16 protein-coding genes are annotated in these 17699 nt (G+C 53.3%); 11 read left to right on the plus strand and 5 right to left on the minus strand.

Going from position 1 to position 17699, the window contains the following annotated elements; genetic code table 11:
• The first annotated feature begins 281 nt into the window (after positions 1 to 281).
• The 3 genes from AC0LWN_RS19045 (at position 282) to AC0LWN_RS19055 (ending at position 3981) form a co-directional block, all read left to right on the plus strand.
• Positions 282 to 1973 (plus strand): glycoside hydrolase family 13 protein, encoded by a 1692-nt coding sequence (locus AC0LWN_RS19045; protein ID WP_474668039.1) that lies wholly within the window; start codon positions 282 to 284, stop codon positions 1971 to 1973.
• Positions 1974 to 2171: 198 nt separating this feature from the next.
• On the plus strand, positions 2172 to 2906 hold the full coding sequence (locus AC0LWN_RS19050) for a class I SAM-dependent methyltransferase (RefSeq protein ID WP_474668041.1): 735 nt from the start codon (positions 2172 to 2174) through the stop codon (positions 2904 to 2906).
• Between the two features lie 43 nt (positions 2907 to 2949).
• The gene (locus AC0LWN_RS19055) at positions 2950 to 3981 is read left to right on the plus strand and encodes an MBL fold metallo-hydrolase (RefSeq protein WP_474668043.1); all 1032 of its coding nucleotides are present in this window, start codon (positions 2950 to 2952) and stop codon (positions 3979 to 3981) included.
• Positions 3982 to 4179: 198 nt separating this feature from the next.
• Here the strand turns inward: AC0LWN_RS19055 and AC0LWN_RS19060 are convergent, their stop codons facing one another.
• Both AC0LWN_RS19060 and AC0LWN_RS19065 read right to left on the minus strand, forming a co-directional pair.
• The gene (locus AC0LWN_RS19060; RefSeq protein WP_474668045.1) at positions 4180 to 4980 is read right to left on the minus strand and encodes a hypothetical protein; all 801 of its coding nucleotides are present in this window, start codon (positions 4978 to 4980) and stop codon (positions 4180 to 4182) included.
• Positions 4981 to 5465: 485 nt separating this feature from the next.
• A complete protein-coding gene (locus tag AC0LWN_RS19065; protein ID WP_474668047.1) occupies positions 5466 to 6056 on the minus strand; it encodes a phosphatidylglycerophosphatase A family protein in 591 nt (196 codons plus the stop codon).
• Between the two features lie 187 nt (positions 6057 to 6243).
• Between AC0LWN_RS19065 and AC0LWN_RS19070 the strand changes: the two genes are divergently transcribed.
• From AC0LWN_RS19070 to AC0LWN_RS19100, 7 genes are all read left to right on the plus strand, one after another.
• The gene (locus AC0LWN_RS19070) at positions 6244 to 7371 is read left to right on the plus strand and encodes a GerMN domain-containing protein (RefSeq protein ID WP_474668049.1); all 1128 of its coding nucleotides are present in this window, start codon (positions 6244 to 6246) and stop codon (positions 7369 to 7371) included.
• A gap of 111 nt (positions 7372 to 7482) precedes the next feature.
• Positions 7483 to 8241, plus strand: coding sequence for a ribonuclease PH (gene rph, locus AC0LWN_RS19075; protein ID WP_458966964.1), 759 nt, complete (start codon positions 7483 to 7485; stop codon positions 8239 to 8241).
• Position 8242: 1 nt separating this feature from the next.
• A complete protein-coding gene (locus tag AC0LWN_RS19080; protein ID WP_474668051.1) occupies positions 8243 to 8884 on the plus strand; it encodes an XTP/dITP diphosphatase in 642 nt (213 codons plus the stop codon).
• A 383-nt stretch (positions 8885 to 9267) separates the two neighbouring features.
• Positions 9268 to 10917, plus strand: coding sequence for a glycosyl hydrolase family 18 protein (locus tag AC0LWN_RS19085; protein WP_474668053.1), 1650 nt, complete (start codon positions 9268 to 9270; stop codon positions 10915 to 10917).
• Between the two features lie 251 nt (positions 10918 to 11168).
• Complete coding sequence (locus AC0LWN_RS19090) at positions 11169 to 11603, plus strand: NfeD family protein (protein WP_474668055.1); 435 nt, start codon at positions 11169 to 11171, stop codon at positions 11601 to 11603.
• Positions 11603 to 12538, plus strand: a complete 936-nt coding sequence (locus AC0LWN_RS19095; RefSeq protein ID WP_458966960.1) for an SPFH domain-containing protein — start codon at positions 11603 to 11605, stop codon at positions 12536 to 12538. Before AC0LWN_RS19090 ends, AC0LWN_RS19095 begins: the two co-directional genes overlap by 1 nt.
• Before the next feature lie 105 nt (positions 12539 to 12643).
• Positions 12644 to 13099, plus strand: a complete 456-nt coding sequence (locus AC0LWN_RS19100; RefSeq protein ID WP_458966972.1) for a cupin domain-containing protein — start codon at positions 12644 to 12646, stop codon at positions 13097 to 13099.
• A 41-nt stretch (positions 13100 to 13140) separates the two neighbouring features.
• Here AC0LWN_RS19100 and AC0LWN_RS19105 read toward each other — a convergent pair whose 3' ends face one another.
• On the minus strand, positions 13141 to 13560 hold the full coding sequence (locus AC0LWN_RS19105) for a hypothetical protein (RefSeq protein ID WP_474668057.1): 420 nt from the start codon (positions 13558 to 13560) through the stop codon (positions 13141 to 13143).
• 135 nt (positions 13561 to 13695) lie between these two features.
• Between AC0LWN_RS19105 and AC0LWN_RS19110 the strand changes: the two genes are divergently transcribed.
• Entirely contained in the window at positions 13696 to 14532 is an 837-nt protein-coding gene (locus AC0LWN_RS19110; RefSeq protein WP_474668059.1) for an aldo/keto reductase, read from the plus strand.
• A gap of 246 nt (positions 14533 to 14778) precedes the next feature.
• Here AC0LWN_RS19110 and AC0LWN_RS19115 read toward each other — a convergent pair whose 3' ends face one another.
• Entirely contained in the window at positions 14779 to 15606 is an 828-nt protein-coding gene (locus AC0LWN_RS19115) for a CPBP family intramembrane glutamic endopeptidase (protein ID WP_474668061.1), read from the minus strand.
• 185 nt (positions 15607 to 15791) lie between these two features.
• Positions 15792 to 17639 (minus strand): asparagine synthase (glutamine-hydrolyzing), encoded by a 1848-nt coding sequence (gene asnB, locus AC0LWN_RS19120; RefSeq protein ID WP_474668063.1) that lies wholly within the window; start codon positions 17637 to 17639, stop codon positions 15792 to 15794.
• Between the last annotated feature and the right edge of the window lie 60 nt (positions 17640 to 17699).

Consider the following 17699-nt stretch of genomic DNA (forward strand, 5'->3'; position numbering starts at 1 on the left):
GCAGTAGATTCGTCCTTTTTTGCTTGGGATGCCTGTTCTATTGTACTTTGTACAGCAGAGGTGGACAGAAAGGCTGAATGATCGGGAGCAGAGCTGAATTCTGCTGTATGAAATGCAATAGAATTATTTTTTGGACACTTTTGGATGGAATCTGCTGTACAAAGTGCAATCAGAAGCTCACGAGCAACATTGCCATAGGTTTTACCGTAGATTTGTGATTCTCTTCTGCGAGTGTGGACAAGATAGATAAAGCAGGAATCGCAGAAGCGGAGGGAGCCTAAGTGAACCCTAAGTGGTGGAAGGAAAGCGTTGTGTACCAGATTTATCCGATCAGCTTCATGGACAGTAATGGTGACGGAATCGGAGATTTGCGTGGAGTGATGTCTAAGCTCGATTATTTGCAGGATCTGGGAGTGGATGTCATCTGGATCTGTCCGATTTATAAATCGCCGGGCCATGACAATGGCTATGATATTAGTGATTATTGCGACATTAACCAGGAATTCGGAACGCTGGAGGATTTTGACCGGCTGCTGCAGGAGCTGCATTCGCGCGGGATGAAGCTGATGATGGATCTGGTGCTCAACCACACCTCGCACGAGCATCCCTGGTTTATTGAATCCAGAAGCTCGAAGGATAACCCGAAACGGGATTATTATATCTGGAGAAAAGGCAAAAACGGTGGTCCGCCGAACAATTGGGAATCTTATTTCAGCGGGTCGGTCTGGGAGCTTGATTCTGCTACGGATGAATATTATCTGCACCTGTATTCCAAATTCCAGCCGGATCTCAACTGGGAGAATCCCGCCGTGATCGACAAGCTGCACGAAATGGTGCAGTGGTGGCTGAAAAAGGGGATCGACGGCTTTCGTTTTGACGCAATTGCCCATATTGTGAAGACGGAAGGTTATCCAGATGCCCTTAACCCTGACGGGACGGCAACGGTGAGAGCCTATGATATGTTCTCCAATCTGGAGCATGTTCACACGCTGCTGCAGAATCTGCACGATCAGGTGCTTTATTACTACGATATTATGACGGTGGGGGAAACATCAGGCCTCGGGCCGGAGCAGGCGCTGGATTATGTTGGCGACGGACGCCGGGAGCTGAATATGACCTTTCAGTTTGAGCATATGAATCTCGATTGCGCGGCTCCTGGCGGCGGAAAATGGGACACGGTACCCTGGAATCTCCTGGAGCTAAAAAAAATCATCGGCAATTGGCAGAGGGTTCTGCATAACAGAGGCTGGAACGCCAACTATTTGTGCAACCATGACCAGCCGCGCTCGGTATCGCGGTTCGGCAATGATCTGTACTACCGTATCCCTTCGGCGAAAATGCTGGCAACCTTCATTCATATGCTGGAAGGCACGCCATATATCTATCAGGGCGAGGAACTCGGTATGACGAACGCGGGCTTTGAGTCGATTGACGATTACCGGGATGTCGAGACGCTCAATTATTATGAGGAAAAACGCACAAACGGCGTTCCCGAAGCCGACATCATGGCTGCCATCCACACAAAAAGCCGGGACAACGCCCGCGCGCCGATGCAATGGGACGATGGGGAGAACGGTGGCTTTACGACAGGTGTGCCGTGGATTCGGGTGAACTCCAATTCCCGGGAGATTAATGCGGCCAGCGCGGTCAAGGACCCTGACTCGATCTACCATTACTACAGGCAGCTGATCCGGCTTAGAAAAAAACATCAGGTCATTGTCTACGGTGAATATGACCTGCTACTGGCGGAGCACCCGGAAATTTATGCCTACACCCGCACGCTGGAGGATCAGCGCCTGCTGGTTATTTTGAATTTCTATGAGCGTGAGCCGGTGTTCGAGCTGCCGGAGGATTTTGAAGCGGAGAAGCTGGAGCTGCTGATCTCCAATTACACGCCGGGTACAGGGGAGAGCTTAAGGAAGCTGAAGCTTCGGCCTTATGAAGCGAGAGTGTATCTGGAAAAATTGCTGTAAGACATAGAGTTGCCATTGCCGCGGAAAGTGTGGCGGAATGGCGACTCTTTTTTGAGTTTACGGGCAAAAGACGGTACAATTGCGTTACATTGGAAAAGCAGGGGATAGCCCAGAGATCGGGAGATAACAGGTTTGAATACGCGTATTAGCATACATAGAGAGAATTGTGCAGGGGCTGCTGCGGGGAGGAGAAGGAACATGGGTGAATGGTATGAGGACAGCTTTGGTGAGGATTATTTAATCGTATATCGCCACAGGGATTTCGGCGGGGCGCGGCGCGAGGTGGAGCGGATGATTGGCTGGCTGGGGCTGCCGCAAGGGGCCAAGGTGCTGGATCTGTGCTGCGGCATGGGCCGTCATTCTCTGGCGCTTGCGGAAGCGGGCTACGAGGTTACAGGAGTGGATCTGTCCGAAGCGCTGCTGCGTGAAGCGCGGGCACAGGCCGGGGCCGAAGCCGTCACCTGGATACGTTCGGATATGCGCAAGCTGCCGCTTGAGGGCGGTTTTGCCGCTGTGGTTAATCTGTTCACTTCCTTTGGGTATTTCGAGGAGGATGAGGAGCAGCTTAAGGTGCTGAAGGAAATTCACCGGATGCTTGTGCCCGGCGGCAAGTTCATTATTGATTTTCTGAATCCGGCTCATGTCATCCGCAATTTGGTGCCGCACTCTGTCCGTGAGGATGGCAATAATCTGATCGACGAGTCCCGGCGCATTGAGGACGGCTATGTAAAAAAAGACATTATCCTCACCTCCAAGGCTGACGGGACGCCACGGAAGTACCACGAGCGGGTCAAGCTGTATCCGATGGAGAAATTCCGCGAGATGATTGAAGCCGCTGGTTTGCAGCTTGAGGCTGTACACGGCAGCTATGAGGAAGATGAATATGAAGCGGAAAGCTCGGCGCGGATGATTTTTACGGGCGTGCGCCCCTAGGCTGGTATCGGGAAGAGGATTCAGGGGAGGAGAGGAAGGCATCGTGAGGGAAAAAGACCTGACGGCAGCAAATGGCGGAGACGATATTACGGAGCTGACCTCATGGGAGGGCGGCATTATCCAGTTCCCTGTTCCGATGGACCCGCCGCTGCGCCGGGTGAACAGCTATATTCTGCCTGACGGGAACAGGCAGCTTACGGTTATCGACCCTGGCCCGCATACGCCGGAGGCGGAGCGGGCTTGGGAGAATGTGCTGCAAGATCTGGGCTATTCATGGGGCAGCATCCGGGATATTGTGGTTACCCATCATCATCCTGACCACTATGGTCTTGCCGGCTGGCTGCAGGCCCGCAGCGGCGGCAAGGTATGGATGTCGGAACGCGCCCACGCCGAGGCGCAGCGGACCTGGGGAGCGGAGGCCGTCTTGAACGAGACGCTGCCGCTGTATTTCACCCAGAATGGCATGCCGGAGGATTGGGTGCAGGGAATCAGGGAGCATCTGGAGCGCTTCCTGCCCCAGGTTACGCCGCAGCCGGAGGTGACCTATATGAATACGGCGGAGCCGTTCATCATGGGCAACCGCGCGTGGCAGCCGCTGGTCACCGGCGGGCATGCGCCGGGGCACGTGTCTTTTTACCACAGGGACAGCGGGCAAATTCTGTGCGGCGATGCCGTGCTGCCGCTAATATCGCCCAATGTCAGCCTGCAGCCGGGCGGCGATCCGCAGCCGCTGCAGACCTTTATGGAGGGGCTGCGCGAACTGCGCAGCCTCGGGGTGAGCCGTGGGTTCCCGGGCCACCGGGAACCGTTCACGGGGTTTGCGGAGCGGGCGGACAGCCTGCTCCGCCATCATGAGGAGCGGCTGGATACGGCAGCCGCTCTGCTGGCGGGCGGCCCGCTCAGCGGCTTCGCGGTATGCGAAGCGCTGTTCCGCAGCCGCGTGTCCAGCGCGCACCAGATGCGCTTCGCCATGAGCGAAGCGATGGCGCATCTCGCTGAGCTGGTGCGCCGGAAGCGGGCGGTCGTTATCCAGCCGGAGCCCGGCGGGATGACGCTGTTCGCGGCAGTCGAGTAAGCTTCTAACGAATAGCAGATGAACATAAAAGAGGCCAGGCAACGTATGGATTGGTTTTGATTCCATTCATATGCGGCCTGGCCTTTTTAAAAATATTAGGATTTATATGTTTCACACCATCAATCATCCTTATATTTCTCGCTGAAACGAATGCCGCCTCTTTCAGAGGACGGCAAAGCCGTTTCTACTTGCTGGAGCCTATTCTATTTTTTTCATTTTAGACGGGTTGTTGATTTTATATTTTACCGGATGCTGGGTGAGTTTCTTGGCGACGATTTTTGCTTCAAAGGAAAGCTTATCGCCAACGGCCAGCTCCAGCTTTTTCAGCGTTGCACTGTGGCTGGACCAGACTTCCTCAATCGCAAGCTCGTGGCCTGCTATAGTAACTCCTTCATAAATAATGACTTCGTCATCGTTATCGGAGAAATGATTGGGAACCGTTGTAAACTCTTTTACGATGGCTGTCATTTCCAGCTTGTCTTCGGGCAGGATGATGGCGGGTTTCTTTTTGGATTTTTCCGGCTTCTTGGGAGCTTCCGGTTCTGCGACTTCCCCAGATTCCGTTGCCCCCGCTGTAGCTGACTCTTGATCTAGCGTCACGACGGGCACTCCTTCACCTGCAGGTATTTCTGCGCTGCTTGCCTCTGTACTACTCACCTCTACCCCGGTTTCTTCCGCCGTCTCTACGGAGTCGTCCGTCTTCGCAGCTTCCGTCAATGCGCCTGTTTTTGAGCCAAAGCTTGCTGTCTGCATTTCTTTTAAGTAGGCGGGATGAATGCAATGCTGCTGCTTATTCTCGAATTGTATGACAACCGTCAGATTATCCACGTATCCTACAATTTCACAAGGCAGCGAATGGCCATGTCCTTTGTACAGATAGGTCTTAACCCTGGTTGCTGTACTGGACAGCAGATTCCATTCCTTGCACCGTTCGATCAGCTCATCCTCACTGTCGAACTCTTGTACCGCAACAGGATTGATTACGAACGAAAATGTCATTGTCTTGTTCACCTTCCTTATTGCCGTGATTATGTAATGATTCTGGCTCCATCTGCTTCTGCGGTGAAGCCCTCCTTGGGCTGTTGCCCAAGCAGAGCCGTGGACTCAAGTGGAAAATCTCCCACTAATAGCAGCACGCTACCTCCCAAAAACTCCGTAGTTGGAAAAAGTAAAACTAATTAGCTCTATTTGCCGGATATATAATGAATTTGCCTGAAATAAGTGAAGTAATTCCAACTAAATACATTTTTAGCTAGAATTCAGCCGATTTAGTTGGAGAAATTCCACTTGGCTCTCCGGCCAGGCGGTAAAAGCGTATCCCGATCAGGCAGAACCTGACTCGGTCTGCTCCAAAAGCCCCGCCGCCCTCAGTTCTGACGGGAAAAGAGTATCCCGAGTCAAGCAAAGCCTAACCCGGTCAGTTCCAAAAGCACTCTGGACCGGAACTTCAAAAGTATTCCGGCCCGCTGGCGAGCCTGCCCGGCTTAATCCTTATGCTCCGCCGCTCCCCGTTTACCTTCCTCATGATCTTCCGGCGCATGCGGCTGCCCGAGCTCCTGCTCGCGTTCGGCCTGCTTCCGGTGGGCGATGCGGCTGCTGGCGGCTGCGGCAACTGCACCAACAATGTCGTCCAAATAGGTGTGGATTTGGCCGGTTGTTTTATCGTTCAGCCGCTCCAGCACACCGGGCTTCAGCTTATCCACATAACCATAGTTGGTGAAGCCGATGCTGCCGTATACGTTCACAATCGAAAAGGCCAGAATCTCGTCAACGCCGTACAATCCCTCATCATTTTCAATCATATCCTGCAGGGGAGAAAGGAGTTTTCCCTCTTCCGCCAGCACATCCAATTGGATGCCGGTCAGTACGGCGTTCTGCACCTCGCGTTTGCTCAGTACCATTTCCACGTTATGCACACATTCCTCCAGGGTCAGACCCGGATAATATTTGCTTTGCAATAGCAGCACAAGCTCAGCGATTTCCTCCAGGGTTACTCCGCGCTTGTCCAGCCAGAACCGTGTTGCTTCTGCAACCTTTTTACTGTTAAGGCTGTAAGGTATTTTTGAATGAGCCATGATCAGTCACCCCGTTAGTGAGTCATTAGTAGTTGATTTGCATAGAAAAATTGTACCCAGTTGTGCGGCAATTGTCCAATTGTCCGTAACCCGGGCAATTTAGGATAAGCTGTTGTTATTTTTTGGACAGAGGGCTCGTATACATAGCAGTACAACTGAACTTAAGCGTTGAAAGGGGTAATCAATTATGAAGCATAGGAAACAAATTCGCCGCCTGTCCGCGGCTTGCCTGCTCACGGTTCCATTAACGTTATCGGGCTGCAGTCTGTTTGACTCGTCGGAATCGGCAGCAATTGATCCGCCGCCCGCCCAGGTTGAAGCGCAAATGCTGCAGGTCAGCAATGAAGGCACACCGGATGCGGGAGTGTTCGCACCCGCAACGTTAGACAGCGACGGTACTACGACAGGTGTCAGTACAGATGAAGCGGCTCCTGCGGCGGCTGGAGAACGGACAACCGTCTTCCTGGAGGATGGGCACGGCCTGCTCGCTCCGGTATCCGTGAGTCTTCCCAAAGGGGATGCTGCCGCAATGCTGAAGGACTCGCTTACCGCACTGGTCAGCAAAGGAGCTTATGCCTCAGCATTGCCGGAGGGCTTCAAGGGTGTGCTGCCAGCCGGAACGGAAGTGAAAAATGTCACCGTAGACAAAGCCAAACTGGCTGTAGTCGAGTTTAACTCGAAGTTTAATGATTATGAGGCCGCAGATGAACGTAAAATTCTCGAAGCGATCACCTGGACGCTGACCGGACAGGATGGAATTCAAGGGGTGCAGCTCTGGGTTGACGGTAAAAAGCTTACCGAAATGCCGCTGAAGGGAACTCCGCTCGACCGTCCGCTGTCCCGCACCATTGGTATCAATCTGCCGAAGCACGGACCGCTGCTGATGAATTCGAGCGCGGTGACGGTTTATTTTTCCGCAGCAGCGCCTGATGGCACTCATCAGTATTATGTGCCGGTGACCCGTTTTGTACCCGCAGGGCAAGATACGCTAAAGGCGGCGCTGAATGAGCTGATTGCCGGACCCGACTCGGACAATGGTCTGGAAATGGTGATGACGCAGGATACAGTGCTGGATTCCGTGGAAGCCGGGCAGAATGGAGTGGTCACCGTTTCGCTGAAGGATGATATGTTTGCGGACGGTAAAGATGTCCCGGCTGAGATGCTGGAATCTGTTGTGCTGACTGTTGCGCAGAATTCGGAGGATGCTATGGTGCAAATTCGCCTCAACGGACAAAAGAAGGTTACCGGCACAGACAACGTGGACTACGGCCAGCCGGTATCGGCACCGGAATATGTGAACGTCCTGCCTTTGTAAAATGTCTGTAAAGGCTAAAAGATGCTTTTGTGCCTGCTCTTTGGTAGAATAAAGCTTGCTATGGACATACGGCAACCAAACATATAGCTAGAGACGCAGGAGGCAGAAAAGATGAGATCAAACGGGCGCAATCAGGACCAGCTTCGGCCGCTGATGATAACTACCCAAACCAATAAATATGCTGAGGGCTCTGTCCTTATTGAAATGGGGGACACGAAGGTCATTTGTACGGCAACCGTAGATGAGAAGGTTCCACCGTTCCTGAAAGGACAGGGTAAAGGCTGGGTGACCGCCGAATATTCCATGCTCCCGCGCGCGACACAGACGCGTAATCAGCGTGAAGCGGCACGCGGCAAGCTGACCGGACGGACGATGGAAATCCAGCGGCTGATCGGCCGGGCGCTTCGTTCCGTAGTGAACTTGCACGCGCTCGGCGAACGCAGTATCACTCTGGACTGCGATGTCATTCAGGCGGATGGCGGAACGCGGACGGCTTCGATTACGGGCGCTTTTGTAGCTATGGCCTTTGCCATCAATAAAATTGCGCAACAGCATAAGCTGAGCGTATTCCCGATTACAGATTATCTGGCTGCGGTCAGCGTCGGTATTGTCGGCGATCAGGCGCTGCTTGATCTGAACTATGAAGAGGATTCCAAAGCAATGGTTGATATGAATGTGGTAATGACGGGCGGCGGGGCTTTTGTTGAATTGCAGGGCACCGGCGAAGAACGTCCGTTCTCCCGGCAGGAGCTGGACCAGTTGCTAGGCCTGGGCGAGATGGGGATTTACGAGCTGATCGCCGTGCAAAAAGAGGTGCTGGGCGAAATAGCGCTCAAAATTGCTTCCGGCCAGCCGGGCCGAGAGGTGTAGCATGAAATCCGGCGGCGGAATTTTGATTGTGGCGACGAAGAACAAGGGCAAGGTGCGCGAGTTCCAGCATGCTTTTGCACCGCTTGGGCTGGAGGTGAAGAGCATGTTCGATTATCCTGAGCTGCCGGAAGTGGTGGAGGATGGCGATACTTTTGCCGCGAATGCTCTGAAAAAATCCAAGGCAGTCGGGGATGCCCTCGGACTGCCCGTCCTGGCGGATGATTCCGGCCTCTGCGTGGATGCCCTGGACGGAAGACCGGGCGTCTATTCGGCCCGTTATGCGGGTGAAGAGGCAAACGACAAGGAGAACAACCTGAAGCTGCTGAGTGAGCTGGAGAAGCTGAAGCAGGGCGAGGATACTGACCAGCCGCTGCTCAGTATGGCCCGCTTCGTGTGTGCTTTATCCCTGTATGATCCGGCAACAGGCAAAGAGCTGACTGCCGAAGGCACAGTGGAAGGCTGGATTACCTCAGAGCAGACGGGCGGCGGAGGTTTCGGCTATGATCCGTTGTTTTACTTGCCGGAGTACAGAAAAACAATGGCCGAGCTGACGCTGGAAGAGAAGCAGGCCATCAGCCACCGGGGCATGGCGCTGCGTCTTCTGACCGGGAAGCTGGCTGCTGAACAGGAGCAGGGGAAATAACAGCCTTGTTGGAGTGTTTTTAGTAATGAAGAGGGACCTGTCCGCAAAATTGCGGGTGGGTCTTTTTAAATCCAAATAACTGGAAATTAGATGATATTACCCCCTAACTATGGAAATTTCCCCCTAGCATAATTAAGTGCTTTGTATGAGAATAAGAATTGCCTTCATCCTTCCTAAGTTATGAATCCTCCAGTTCCATGCACTCCACCTTATCGTACCGGACAAAGTATTCGTGCGCTTTTTTTTGTGTACTTAATCTATCATCTTGATGTCATGAATTTACTAGAGACACAGGATGAAGGTAAATCCGAACCGGGAGGTGAGCACTGGATTTTTGCCAGTGAAGCAGGATTTTCCAGCGAACCTGAGGAGGTATAGGATTAATGTTCAATAAAAGAAGATTTCGCAAAACCTTTGTGCTTGGCATGGCAGTTGCTCTGGTTATAGCCTTCTTTTCAACCTTGGGTACAAGCGTCAAAACCGTGAGTGCAGCTGCAGGCTATAAGCTCGTCGGTTATTATACTTCGTGGGCTGCCTACGGACGGGCTTACAACGTAACGGATATTGATCCCAGTAAAATGAATGTGATCAACTATGCTTTTGCCGATATATGCTGGAACGGGGTTCACGGGAATCCTGATCCCACCGGCCCGAATCCGGTTACATGGAGCTGTCAAAATGAACAAGGCCAGACGATCAGCGTCCCGAACGGCACAATTGTACTGGGTGATCCATGGATTGATGCCCAGAAAAGCTTCGGCGATGATAAATGGGATGATCCCATCAAAGGCAACCTGAAGCAGCTTTGGAAACTGAAAGAAAAGAATCCGAACCTCAAGACGGTGATATCGGTCGGTGGCTGGACCTGGTCGAACCGCTTCTCGGATGTTGCCGCGACGGCAGCGACCCGTGAAGTATTCGCGAACTCTGCTGTGGATTTCATCCGTAAATACCAAATGGATGGCGTTGATCTGGACTGGGAATATCCGGTCAGCGGAGGACTTGCCGGCAACAGTTACCGCGCGGAGGATAAACAGAATTACGTGCTGCTGCTTCAGAAAATCCGCGAAAAGCTGAACGCCGCAGGCACCGCCGACGGTAAAACCTACCTGCTTACCATCGCCTCCGGTGCAGGTCCGGCTTTTATCCAGAACAATAATCTTAGCGGCATCGCCGCGGTGGTCGATTGGATCAACATCATGACCTATGACTTCAATGGCAGTTGGAACACGACTACCGGACACAACGCTCCGCTCTACTATGATGCTGCCGCAGCCTCGTCAGGTCTGACCGATCCGGCGAATTACAACATCGACAAGGCCGTCACAGCCTATCTGGCGAGCGGAGTCCCGGCGAATAAGCTGGTGATGGGGATGCCGTTCTACGGACGTGGCTGGGGCGGCGCACCGAGTACCGGGAACGGGCAGTATCAGGTATCGGCTGGCATTTCATCCACAGGCACATGGGAAAAGGGAAACTATGATTTCTATGATCTTGAAGCCAACTATATCAATAAAAATGGATATACCCGCTATTGGAACAACACCTCCAAGGTTCCCTATCTCTATAATCCCTCTACGCAAACCTACATCAGCTATGATGACGTAGAATCCTTCGGCTACAAAACCAGCTACATCAAAACCAAAGGTCTGGCAGGGGCGATGTTCTGGGAGACAAGCGGCGACCGCAATAAAACGCTGCAAAACAAGCTGAGTGCCGATCTGGGCAGCGGAGTGGTGCCAACGCCGACGCCGACGGTAACGCCAACGCCTACGGCCACGGTGAAGCCATCGGCAACGCCAAGCGCTACACCAACAGCAACACCGAGCACAACGGCAACGCCTACTGCCACAGTCGCCCCAACTGCGACACCGACCGCGACTCCCGGAATAACCGCCTGGACAGCAGGAGTTGCCTACAAAGTGGGCGACAAAGTGAGCTATGACGGCAAAGTGTACACCTGTTGGCAGGCTCATACCTCGCTGGTGGGCTGGGAGCCGGTGTTAACACCGGCGCTCTGGCAATTGAACTAGTACTCATCAAAAGGCAGCGTGATTGGATTCCAAGTTAACTTGGAAGGCAGAGAGCAAAAAAGCTTGCAGAGAAGGCGAGGCCTTCACTCTGCAAGCTTTTTTATCTTCTGTAAACGGCTGCCGCTCATAAGCTGCCATCCGCTGAAATATAATGGCTATGCACCCCTGTGTCCGGGTCCCCAAAAACTTATGCAACGTCACGCCGTTAATTTCGTTATAGTAGTATATAGCGGAAGGTGGTGGGTTCGCCGATGATGATCTGGGTGTTTTGGTTAATTGCAGCCGGTGTCCTGTTTGTCGCTGAAATGATGACGCTTACGTTTTATCTGCTTTGGTTAAGTATTGGCGCTTTGGCGGCATGTCTTGTTTCGCTTTTGCTGCCGGATGCGATATTGCTTCAGGTCGTTGCAGGTTCATTGGTGGCGCTGGGACTGACGGTATTCTCGAAGCCGCTGGTGGCGAGATTCCGCAGCTCGCGCGGGTTTAAGGATGCAGGGACAGATATTGTAGGCAGGCAGGGCCTGGTCGTACAGCCAATTGAGCCGGGGCGTTATGGTCAGGTTAAGGTAGGCGGCGACATCTGGAGCGCAACATCAATAGAGCCGCTGGGCAAGGATGAAGTAGTCAAAGTGGTTGGCAGAAGCTCCACAATTATTGAAGTAGTCCGATGGGGGGATATGTACTGATGGAATTGGCTATTATAGGGATTATTATTTTTGTTGTTGTCGTATTTGTAGCGCTGACCATCAAAATCGTACCACAGCAGCGGGTAGGCGTTGTTGAGCGTCTCGGTAAGTTTCACCGCCTGCTCACACCAGGTCTGAATATTCTGATTCCGATCATTGATCATGTGCGCACGTATCACGATTTGCGGATTCAGCAGGCCAATGTGCCGCCGCAAACGGTGATTACGAAGGATAATGTGCAGGTGCAGATTGATACGATTATTTTCTATCAGGTGGTGGGCCCGGAAGAAGCGACCTACGGAATTTCCGACTATGTGTACGGGGTGCGCAACATTTCCACAGCGACGATGCGGCAGATTATCGGTAAGCTTGAGCTGGATGAAACCTTGTCCGGCCGGGAAAAGATTTCTTCGGACATCCGCCTGGCGCTGGATGAGGCGACCGAGAAATGGGGCGTGCGGATTGAGCGCGTAGAGGTTATTGATATCAAGCCGCCGCTTGATATCCAGGAAGCGATGGATAAGCAGATGAAGGCTGAGCGCAGCAAACGCGCGATTGTGCTGGAGGCGGAAGCCGCGAAGCAGGATATGATCCTGCGCGCCGAAGGTGACAAGCAGAGCAAGATCCTGAAGGCGGAGGGCGACAAGGAAGCGCGTATCCGTCAGGCGGAAGGCTTGCGGCAGGCACAGGAGCTGGAAGCGCAGGGCCAGGCCAAAGCGATCCAGGCGGTAGCCGAAGCCGAGAAAGCGCGGATTGCGCTGATCAGCAGCGCAGGGCTAGATGAGCGGGTGCTGGCGTATCAATCCTTCGACGCGCTGACCGAAATTTCCAAGGGGGCTGCGAACAAGGTATTCCTGCCAACCAGCGCCGTTGAAACGCTCGGTACGCTCGGTGCAATGGCCGAGGTGTTCAAAGCGAGCAAGGAGAGCAAGTAAGCGGGATATTTTACAATTGCGCCACATTCCGTTAAAGTAAAAGCAAAACGAAGCGCATGCTTACGATGCCAGTTTTGCTATGCAAAACTCTTAGGAGAGAACATGATGACGCAAAAAGAAATTTCACCGCTGGTAGAAGCGCTGGGGCTGCAGCCTCACGTTGAAGGCGGTTGGTACAAAAGACTTTGGAACGCTCCTTTTGAAATTCCCCAGGAAAATCTGGGTGAGAGCTACTCCGGGCCAAGAGCCTCGGCCTCTTCGATTTATTTTTTGCTTCATGCGGATGAAACCTCGGATTGGCACACGGTGCTGTCCTCCGAGATCTGGTTATGGCATTCCGGCAGCCCGATTGTCCTGAGCCTTGGCGGCAACGGCGACAAGCCGGAGAATGTGACCGAGGTGATTCTTGGCCTTGATATCGCTGCGGGACAGCAGCCGCAGGTTGTAATTCCGCCAGGTGTATGGCAGGCAGCCCGGCCGCTTGGCGAGGAGCCAACGCTGGTCTCCTGCATCGTATCGCCGGAATTCCATTTCGACGATTTCAAGCTGATTGAGAAGTAAAGTGAATGTAATGGAGTGTGGACTGTGTAGGCAGCCGCACTCTATTTTTTTATGAATAGAGAAATATGATTTTTTTCATGTGAGTCGGGGTTATAGAGGGGAGGAAGTAAATTAACTTTGGGAGCATCAACACAGGGGCCATTATGCACAGAAATAACGGCAGAAATGCCGTTGTTGAAGCAGTGTGTGTGGGTTTGCTCGGTAACAACGGCAGAAATGCCGTTGTTGGAGCTGTGTGGTTGGGTTTGCTTGGTAACAACGGCAGAAATGCCGTTGTTGAAGCCACGCGGGTGGGTTTGCTCGGTAACAACGGCAGAAATGCCGTTGTTGGAGCCATGCGGGCGGATTTGCTTGGTAATAACGGCAGAAATGCCGTTGTTGAAGCTGTGCCAGCCGTATTTGCTTGGGACGGCCACTTCAAGAGCCATATGTTGCCGCGTTTGCACTGATGTTTTTGGCATCCCGGGCATGAACCGCTATACTGATTTTGGAAATAGCTAAATCATCCTTGTACTTGAAGCTGAGACCAATACCATCCTGAGTAAAGGGTGGCGAAGCCGTGTCCGCACGATACCACTACGTTTGGAGGGTTAATAATGACGGAAGCAAACGGACCATTTTCTGGAGGACCTACGCTAAATGATGGAGTAACGATGCCCTGGCTGGGGCTGGGAGTGTGGCAGGCTAAGAACGGCGAGGAAGTCATCAATGCGGTGAAGTCGGCAGTGGAGACGGGCTACCGCAGTATTGATACGGCTGCCGGATATAAGAACGAGGAAGGTGTCGGACAAGCCATCCGTGAATGCGGTGTGCCCCGGGATGAATTGTTCATCACGACAAAGCTCTGGAATGGCGATCAGGGCTATGAGTCGGCGCTGAAGGCTTTTGAGGTCAGCCGTAAAAAGCTTGGCCTGGATGTTGTGGATCTGTACCTGATTCACTGGCCGGTGGCCGGAAAGTACCGTGATTCCTGGAAGGCGCTTGTGCATCTGCAACAAGAGGGGCTGGTCAGATCCATTGGCGTGAGCAATTTCCAGCCACATCATCTGGAGGAGATTATTGAGGATACCGGAGTGGTGCCTTCTGTTGATCAGGTGGAATTCCACCCGCTGCTTACCCAGCGTGAACTGCTGAAATATGCAAAAGCGCATGACATTCAGGTGGAGGCCTGGAGTCCGCTGATGCAAGGCAATCTGGATCTGCCGCTGCTGCAGGAGCTGGCTGGCAAATACGGCAAAACCGCAGCGCAAATCGTGCTGCGCTGGGATCTGCAGCAAGGCGTCATTACGATTCCGAAGTCCGTGCATGCCAAGCGTATTGCCGAGAATGCCGGTTTCTTCGATTTCACTCTCAGCGATGAGGACATTAAGGCCATCGAGGCGCTGAACCGGAACCACCGCTTCGGCCCGGACCCGGATAACTTCAACTTCTAAACCGGAGTGAATGGTGCCAATAAAATATTGTATTGCCCAAAGAGCAAGTCTCCTTCGCGGGACTTGCTCTTTGGTTTGAGATCATCTGCAGCAGAAATGCCGCATGGCCGCCTAACGCGGGAAAGAGGTGATGCACCGGCAGCAGCCGGGCTGCCCTAAAAAACCCCCGCATTTAGCTGCGAAGCTGCTGCTGAATGAGCCGATCTGCAGAATGGCAGGGGTCTATTGCTTAGATCCTCCCCTATTTTACTGCGGAGGAGGCAGGCTGCGCCGTCTGCCCAATATCCGCATGAGAAGGATGCCGTGGATAATGACCAGCATGCTGCAGACCATGGCCATTACCTCTGCGGCCTGGTCGCTGGCGGTCAGCAGATCGAATATGCCGTGCCAGAGGATCACGGGAATGATGCTCCAGCGGCTTCCGGCACAGATCCAGGCGAGCACCACCGAGCCGTAGGTGAGGCTGATCGCCCAGCCGAGCACACCGAAGCCCATTCCAAGGTAGCTCTCATTGAACCAGAAGGCCGGCAGATGCCAAGCCATCCAGATGACGGCTACCAGCAGGGCAGAGGTGAACAGGGAGTAACGTTTGTGCAGCTTCGGGAGCAGATAGCCGCGCCAGCCGCTCTCCTCCCCGATCCCGAAGGTAAGCATCCACACCAGAGAGGTCATCCAGATGTTGAACTGCGGCGGCAGGTCAGAGGTCAGTCCGAACCTGTGCGGGTCTGGCGCACTGCCGGTGATCAGGGTATGCGCCACAACGGCGACTGCTCCATAGGCTAGTGGCAGTCCTGCAGCCAGCACCAGCCATTTTGCAGGAAAAGAAAAGGAAAAGGCGGTCCGGCACCAGACGGCAAAGCCGCCTTCTCCCGGCAGTCTAAGGCTCACTATTGTGCCTAACAGCGGCCCGAAGGAGCCGAGATAGAATTGTCCGGGCAGCACCGGCACGCCGGCGGCAAACTGCTTATTGAGCAGCAGCGGCAGCCAGCAGAGCCAGGTGAAGCCGAAGGTCGTCAGAATAAAGACGGTCAGTTTTCTTTTAAGCAGAGGATCAGGTTTAACAGAGGATTTCATCTGGAAATAACCCCTTTAGCCAAGATAATCTTCATCTTTAGTTGTAGAGGTTTTTCTCCCTTTATACAATAGACAGCCATGCCGCTCTTTCGCGGCACTTCAGACGATGACATTTCATAGAAGGCCCTCAATTTGGCTTTGCCAAATTCGAGGCTTCCATAACAATGTCCTCTGTTCGGACATCGTTATTTCAGGATAGAAACATTATATTTCCGCAGCCAGAGATTGACCTGGGCCAGATAAGCAAATAGCTGCGGGCCGGACATCAGTTGGCCGAACCACGGCAGGTTGCTGGAGGATTCCGGGGATGCGGCGATTTCACGGATTTTGGCGGCGTCTATCAAAGGCAGAATCGGAGAAGTGGAATCATCCAGAATGCTCAGCATTTGCGACCGGACCGCATTCAAATAAGCAGGGTTGTGCGTTTTGGGATAAGGGCTTTTTTTGCGGTAGAGCACATCATCCGGCAGGATGCCTTCCAGCGCTTTGCGGAGAATGCCTTTTTCACGGTTGCCGACCGTCTTGATTTCCCAGGGAATGTTGAAGACGTACTGCACCAGACGGTGATCGCAATAAGGTACGCGGACTTCCAGGCCTACGCCCATGCTCATCCGGTCCTTGCGGTCCAGCAGAGTGGGCATGAAGCGGGTAATGTTGAGATAAGACATCACGCGCATTTGTGCCTGTTTGCCGCTCTCACCGTCAAGCCTCGGAACTTCAGCCACTGCGTCGCTGTACTTGTCGCCCAAATATTCCAGCGGACGAATCCATTCACGGATTTCCGGGGACAGCAGGCCCGCGCGCATGCCCGGGGCTACCGACCAGGGGAATGTACCGGAGGACAGCATCTCCTCGCGGTGGAACCACGGGTATCCGCCAAAAATCTCATCAGCGGCTTCGCCGGAAATGGCGACAGTCGCGTTCTTTTTAATCTCCCGGCAAAATAAATACAGCGACGAATCCACATCGGTCATCCCCGGCAAATCGCGGGAATAGAGGGCGTTGTCCAGCGCGGCTACCAGCTCGGGAGTATCAAAGTTCACATAATGGTGGTTGGTGTTCAGTTCATCGACCATCCGCTTAATCCAAGGACCGTCTGCACCCGGCTGAAAGGAATGGCTTTTGAAATGCTTGTCGTTATCGACATAATCGACGGAATAGGTGTCTACCCGGCCTTGGCCGGTCCGGTTGTAATAATTTACAGCGAGCGCGGTCAGCGCACTGGAATCGAGCCCCCCGGAGAGCAGCGAGCAGACCGGAACGTCAGAAACCAGCTGGCGCTCCAGCGTATCCTGAAGCAATTCACGCACTCTGGCTGCCGTTTCGTCTACATTGTCAGTATGTGTGTAGCTTTCCAGTTCCCAATAAGCGTACTTGCGGATTCCATTTCTGCTGTAAATCATGGCATGACCGGGACGAAGCTCGAATATATCTTTGTATACCCCATGTCCCGGTGTACGGGCCGGACCGATGATGAAAATTTCAGCCAGGCCCTCCGGTCCTACAGTCGGCTTCACTTTGGGGTGCTGCAGCAATGCTTTGGGCTCAGAGCCAAAGACGAACACATCGTCCACCTGGCTGTAGAACAGCGGCTTCACCCCGAGACGGTCGCGTGCCAGAAATACCTGATCGCGCAAGCTGTCCCAGACGGCAAAGGCAAATATCCCGTTCAGCTTCACCGTGCAGTCCGGTCCCCATTCGATATAGGCGTGGAGCAGAACCTCGGTATCGCATTCTGTGAGAAAATGATGCCCCCGCTGCTTGAGTTCTCTTTTGAGCTCAGGAGCATTATATAGTTCGCCGTTGTACACAATCGCGTAGACCTTATCGTCATGGCGGGCGATCATCGGCTGGGCACCGTTCTCGGGGTCGATAACGCTAAGTCTGCGGTGTCCGAAGGCACAGGGTCCGGAGATCCAGGTTCCAGCTGCATCAGGCCCGCGGTTCTCCAAGGTTTCAGTCATTTTTACAAGCAGTTGCGAGTGCTGTGTGAGGTCGCCGCGCCACTGGATAAATCCGGTTATTCCGCACATTATGGTTCATCCTCTCTTTTGTGCGATTGTTGTCCTTTCTTTTTTGCCAAGTAATACAGA

The organism is Paenibacillus sp. sgz302115 (assembly GCF_056120445.1).

What these genes read in the sequence shown, in the direction of transcription:
- AC0LWN_RS19065 (WP_474668047.1), bottom strand. Translation starts at nt 6,056, where the DNA reads ATGGCTCATTCAAAAATACCTTACAGCCTTAACAGTAAAAAGGTTGCA.
- AC0LWN_RS19105 (WP_474668057.1), bottom strand. Translation starts at nt 13,560, where the DNA reads ATGCCAAAAACATCAGTGCAAACGCGGCAACATATGGCTCTTGAAGTG.
- AC0LWN_RS19115 (WP_474668061.1), bottom strand. Translation starts at nt 15,606, where the DNA reads ATGAAATCCTCTGTTAAACCTGATCCTCTGCTTAAAAGAAAACTGACC.
- AC0LWN_RS19050 (WP_474668041.1), top strand. Translation starts at nt 2,172, where the DNA reads ATGGGTGAATGGTATGAGGACAGCTTTGGTGAGGATTATTTAATCGTA.
- AC0LWN_RS19085 (WP_474668053.1), top strand. Translation starts at nt 9,268, where the DNA reads ATGTTCAATAAAAGAAGATTTCGCAAAACCTTTGTGCTTGGCATGGCA.
- AC0LWN_RS19095 (WP_458966960.1), top strand. Translation starts at nt 11,603, where the DNA reads ATGGAATTGGCTATTATAGGGATTATTATTTTTGTTGTTGTCGTATTT.
- AC0LWN_RS19110 (WP_474668059.1), top strand. Translation starts at nt 13,696, where the DNA reads ATGACGGAAGCAAACGGACCATTTTCTGGAGGACCTACGCTAAATGAT.
- rph (WP_458966964.1), top strand. Translation starts at nt 7,483, where the DNA reads ATGAGATCAAACGGGCGCAATCAGGACCAGCTTCGGCCGCTGATGATA.
- AC0LWN_RS19090 (WP_474668055.1), top strand. Translation starts at nt 11,169, where the DNA reads ATGATGATCTGGGTGTTTTGGTTAATTGCAGCCGGTGTCCTGTTTGTC.
- AC0LWN_RS19080 (WP_474668051.1), top strand. Translation starts at nt 8,243, where the DNA reads ATGAAATCCGGCGGCGGAATTTTGATTGTGGCGACGAAGAACAAGGGC.
- AC0LWN_RS19070 (WP_474668049.1), top strand. Translation starts at nt 6,244, where the DNA reads ATGAAGCATAGGAAACAAATTCGCCGCCTGTCCGCGGCTTGCCTGCTC.
- AC0LWN_RS19060 (WP_474668045.1), bottom strand. Translation starts at nt 4,980, where the DNA reads ATGACATTTTCGTTCGTAATCAATCCTGTTGCGGTACAAGAGTTCGAC.
- AC0LWN_RS19100 (WP_458966972.1), top strand. Translation starts at nt 12,644, where the DNA reads ATGACGCAAAAAGAAATTTCACCGCTGGTAGAAGCGCTGGGGCTGCAG.
- asnB (WP_474668063.1), bottom strand. Translation starts at nt 17,639, where the DNA reads ATGTGCGGAATAACCGGATTTATCCAGTGGCGCGGCGACCTCACACAG.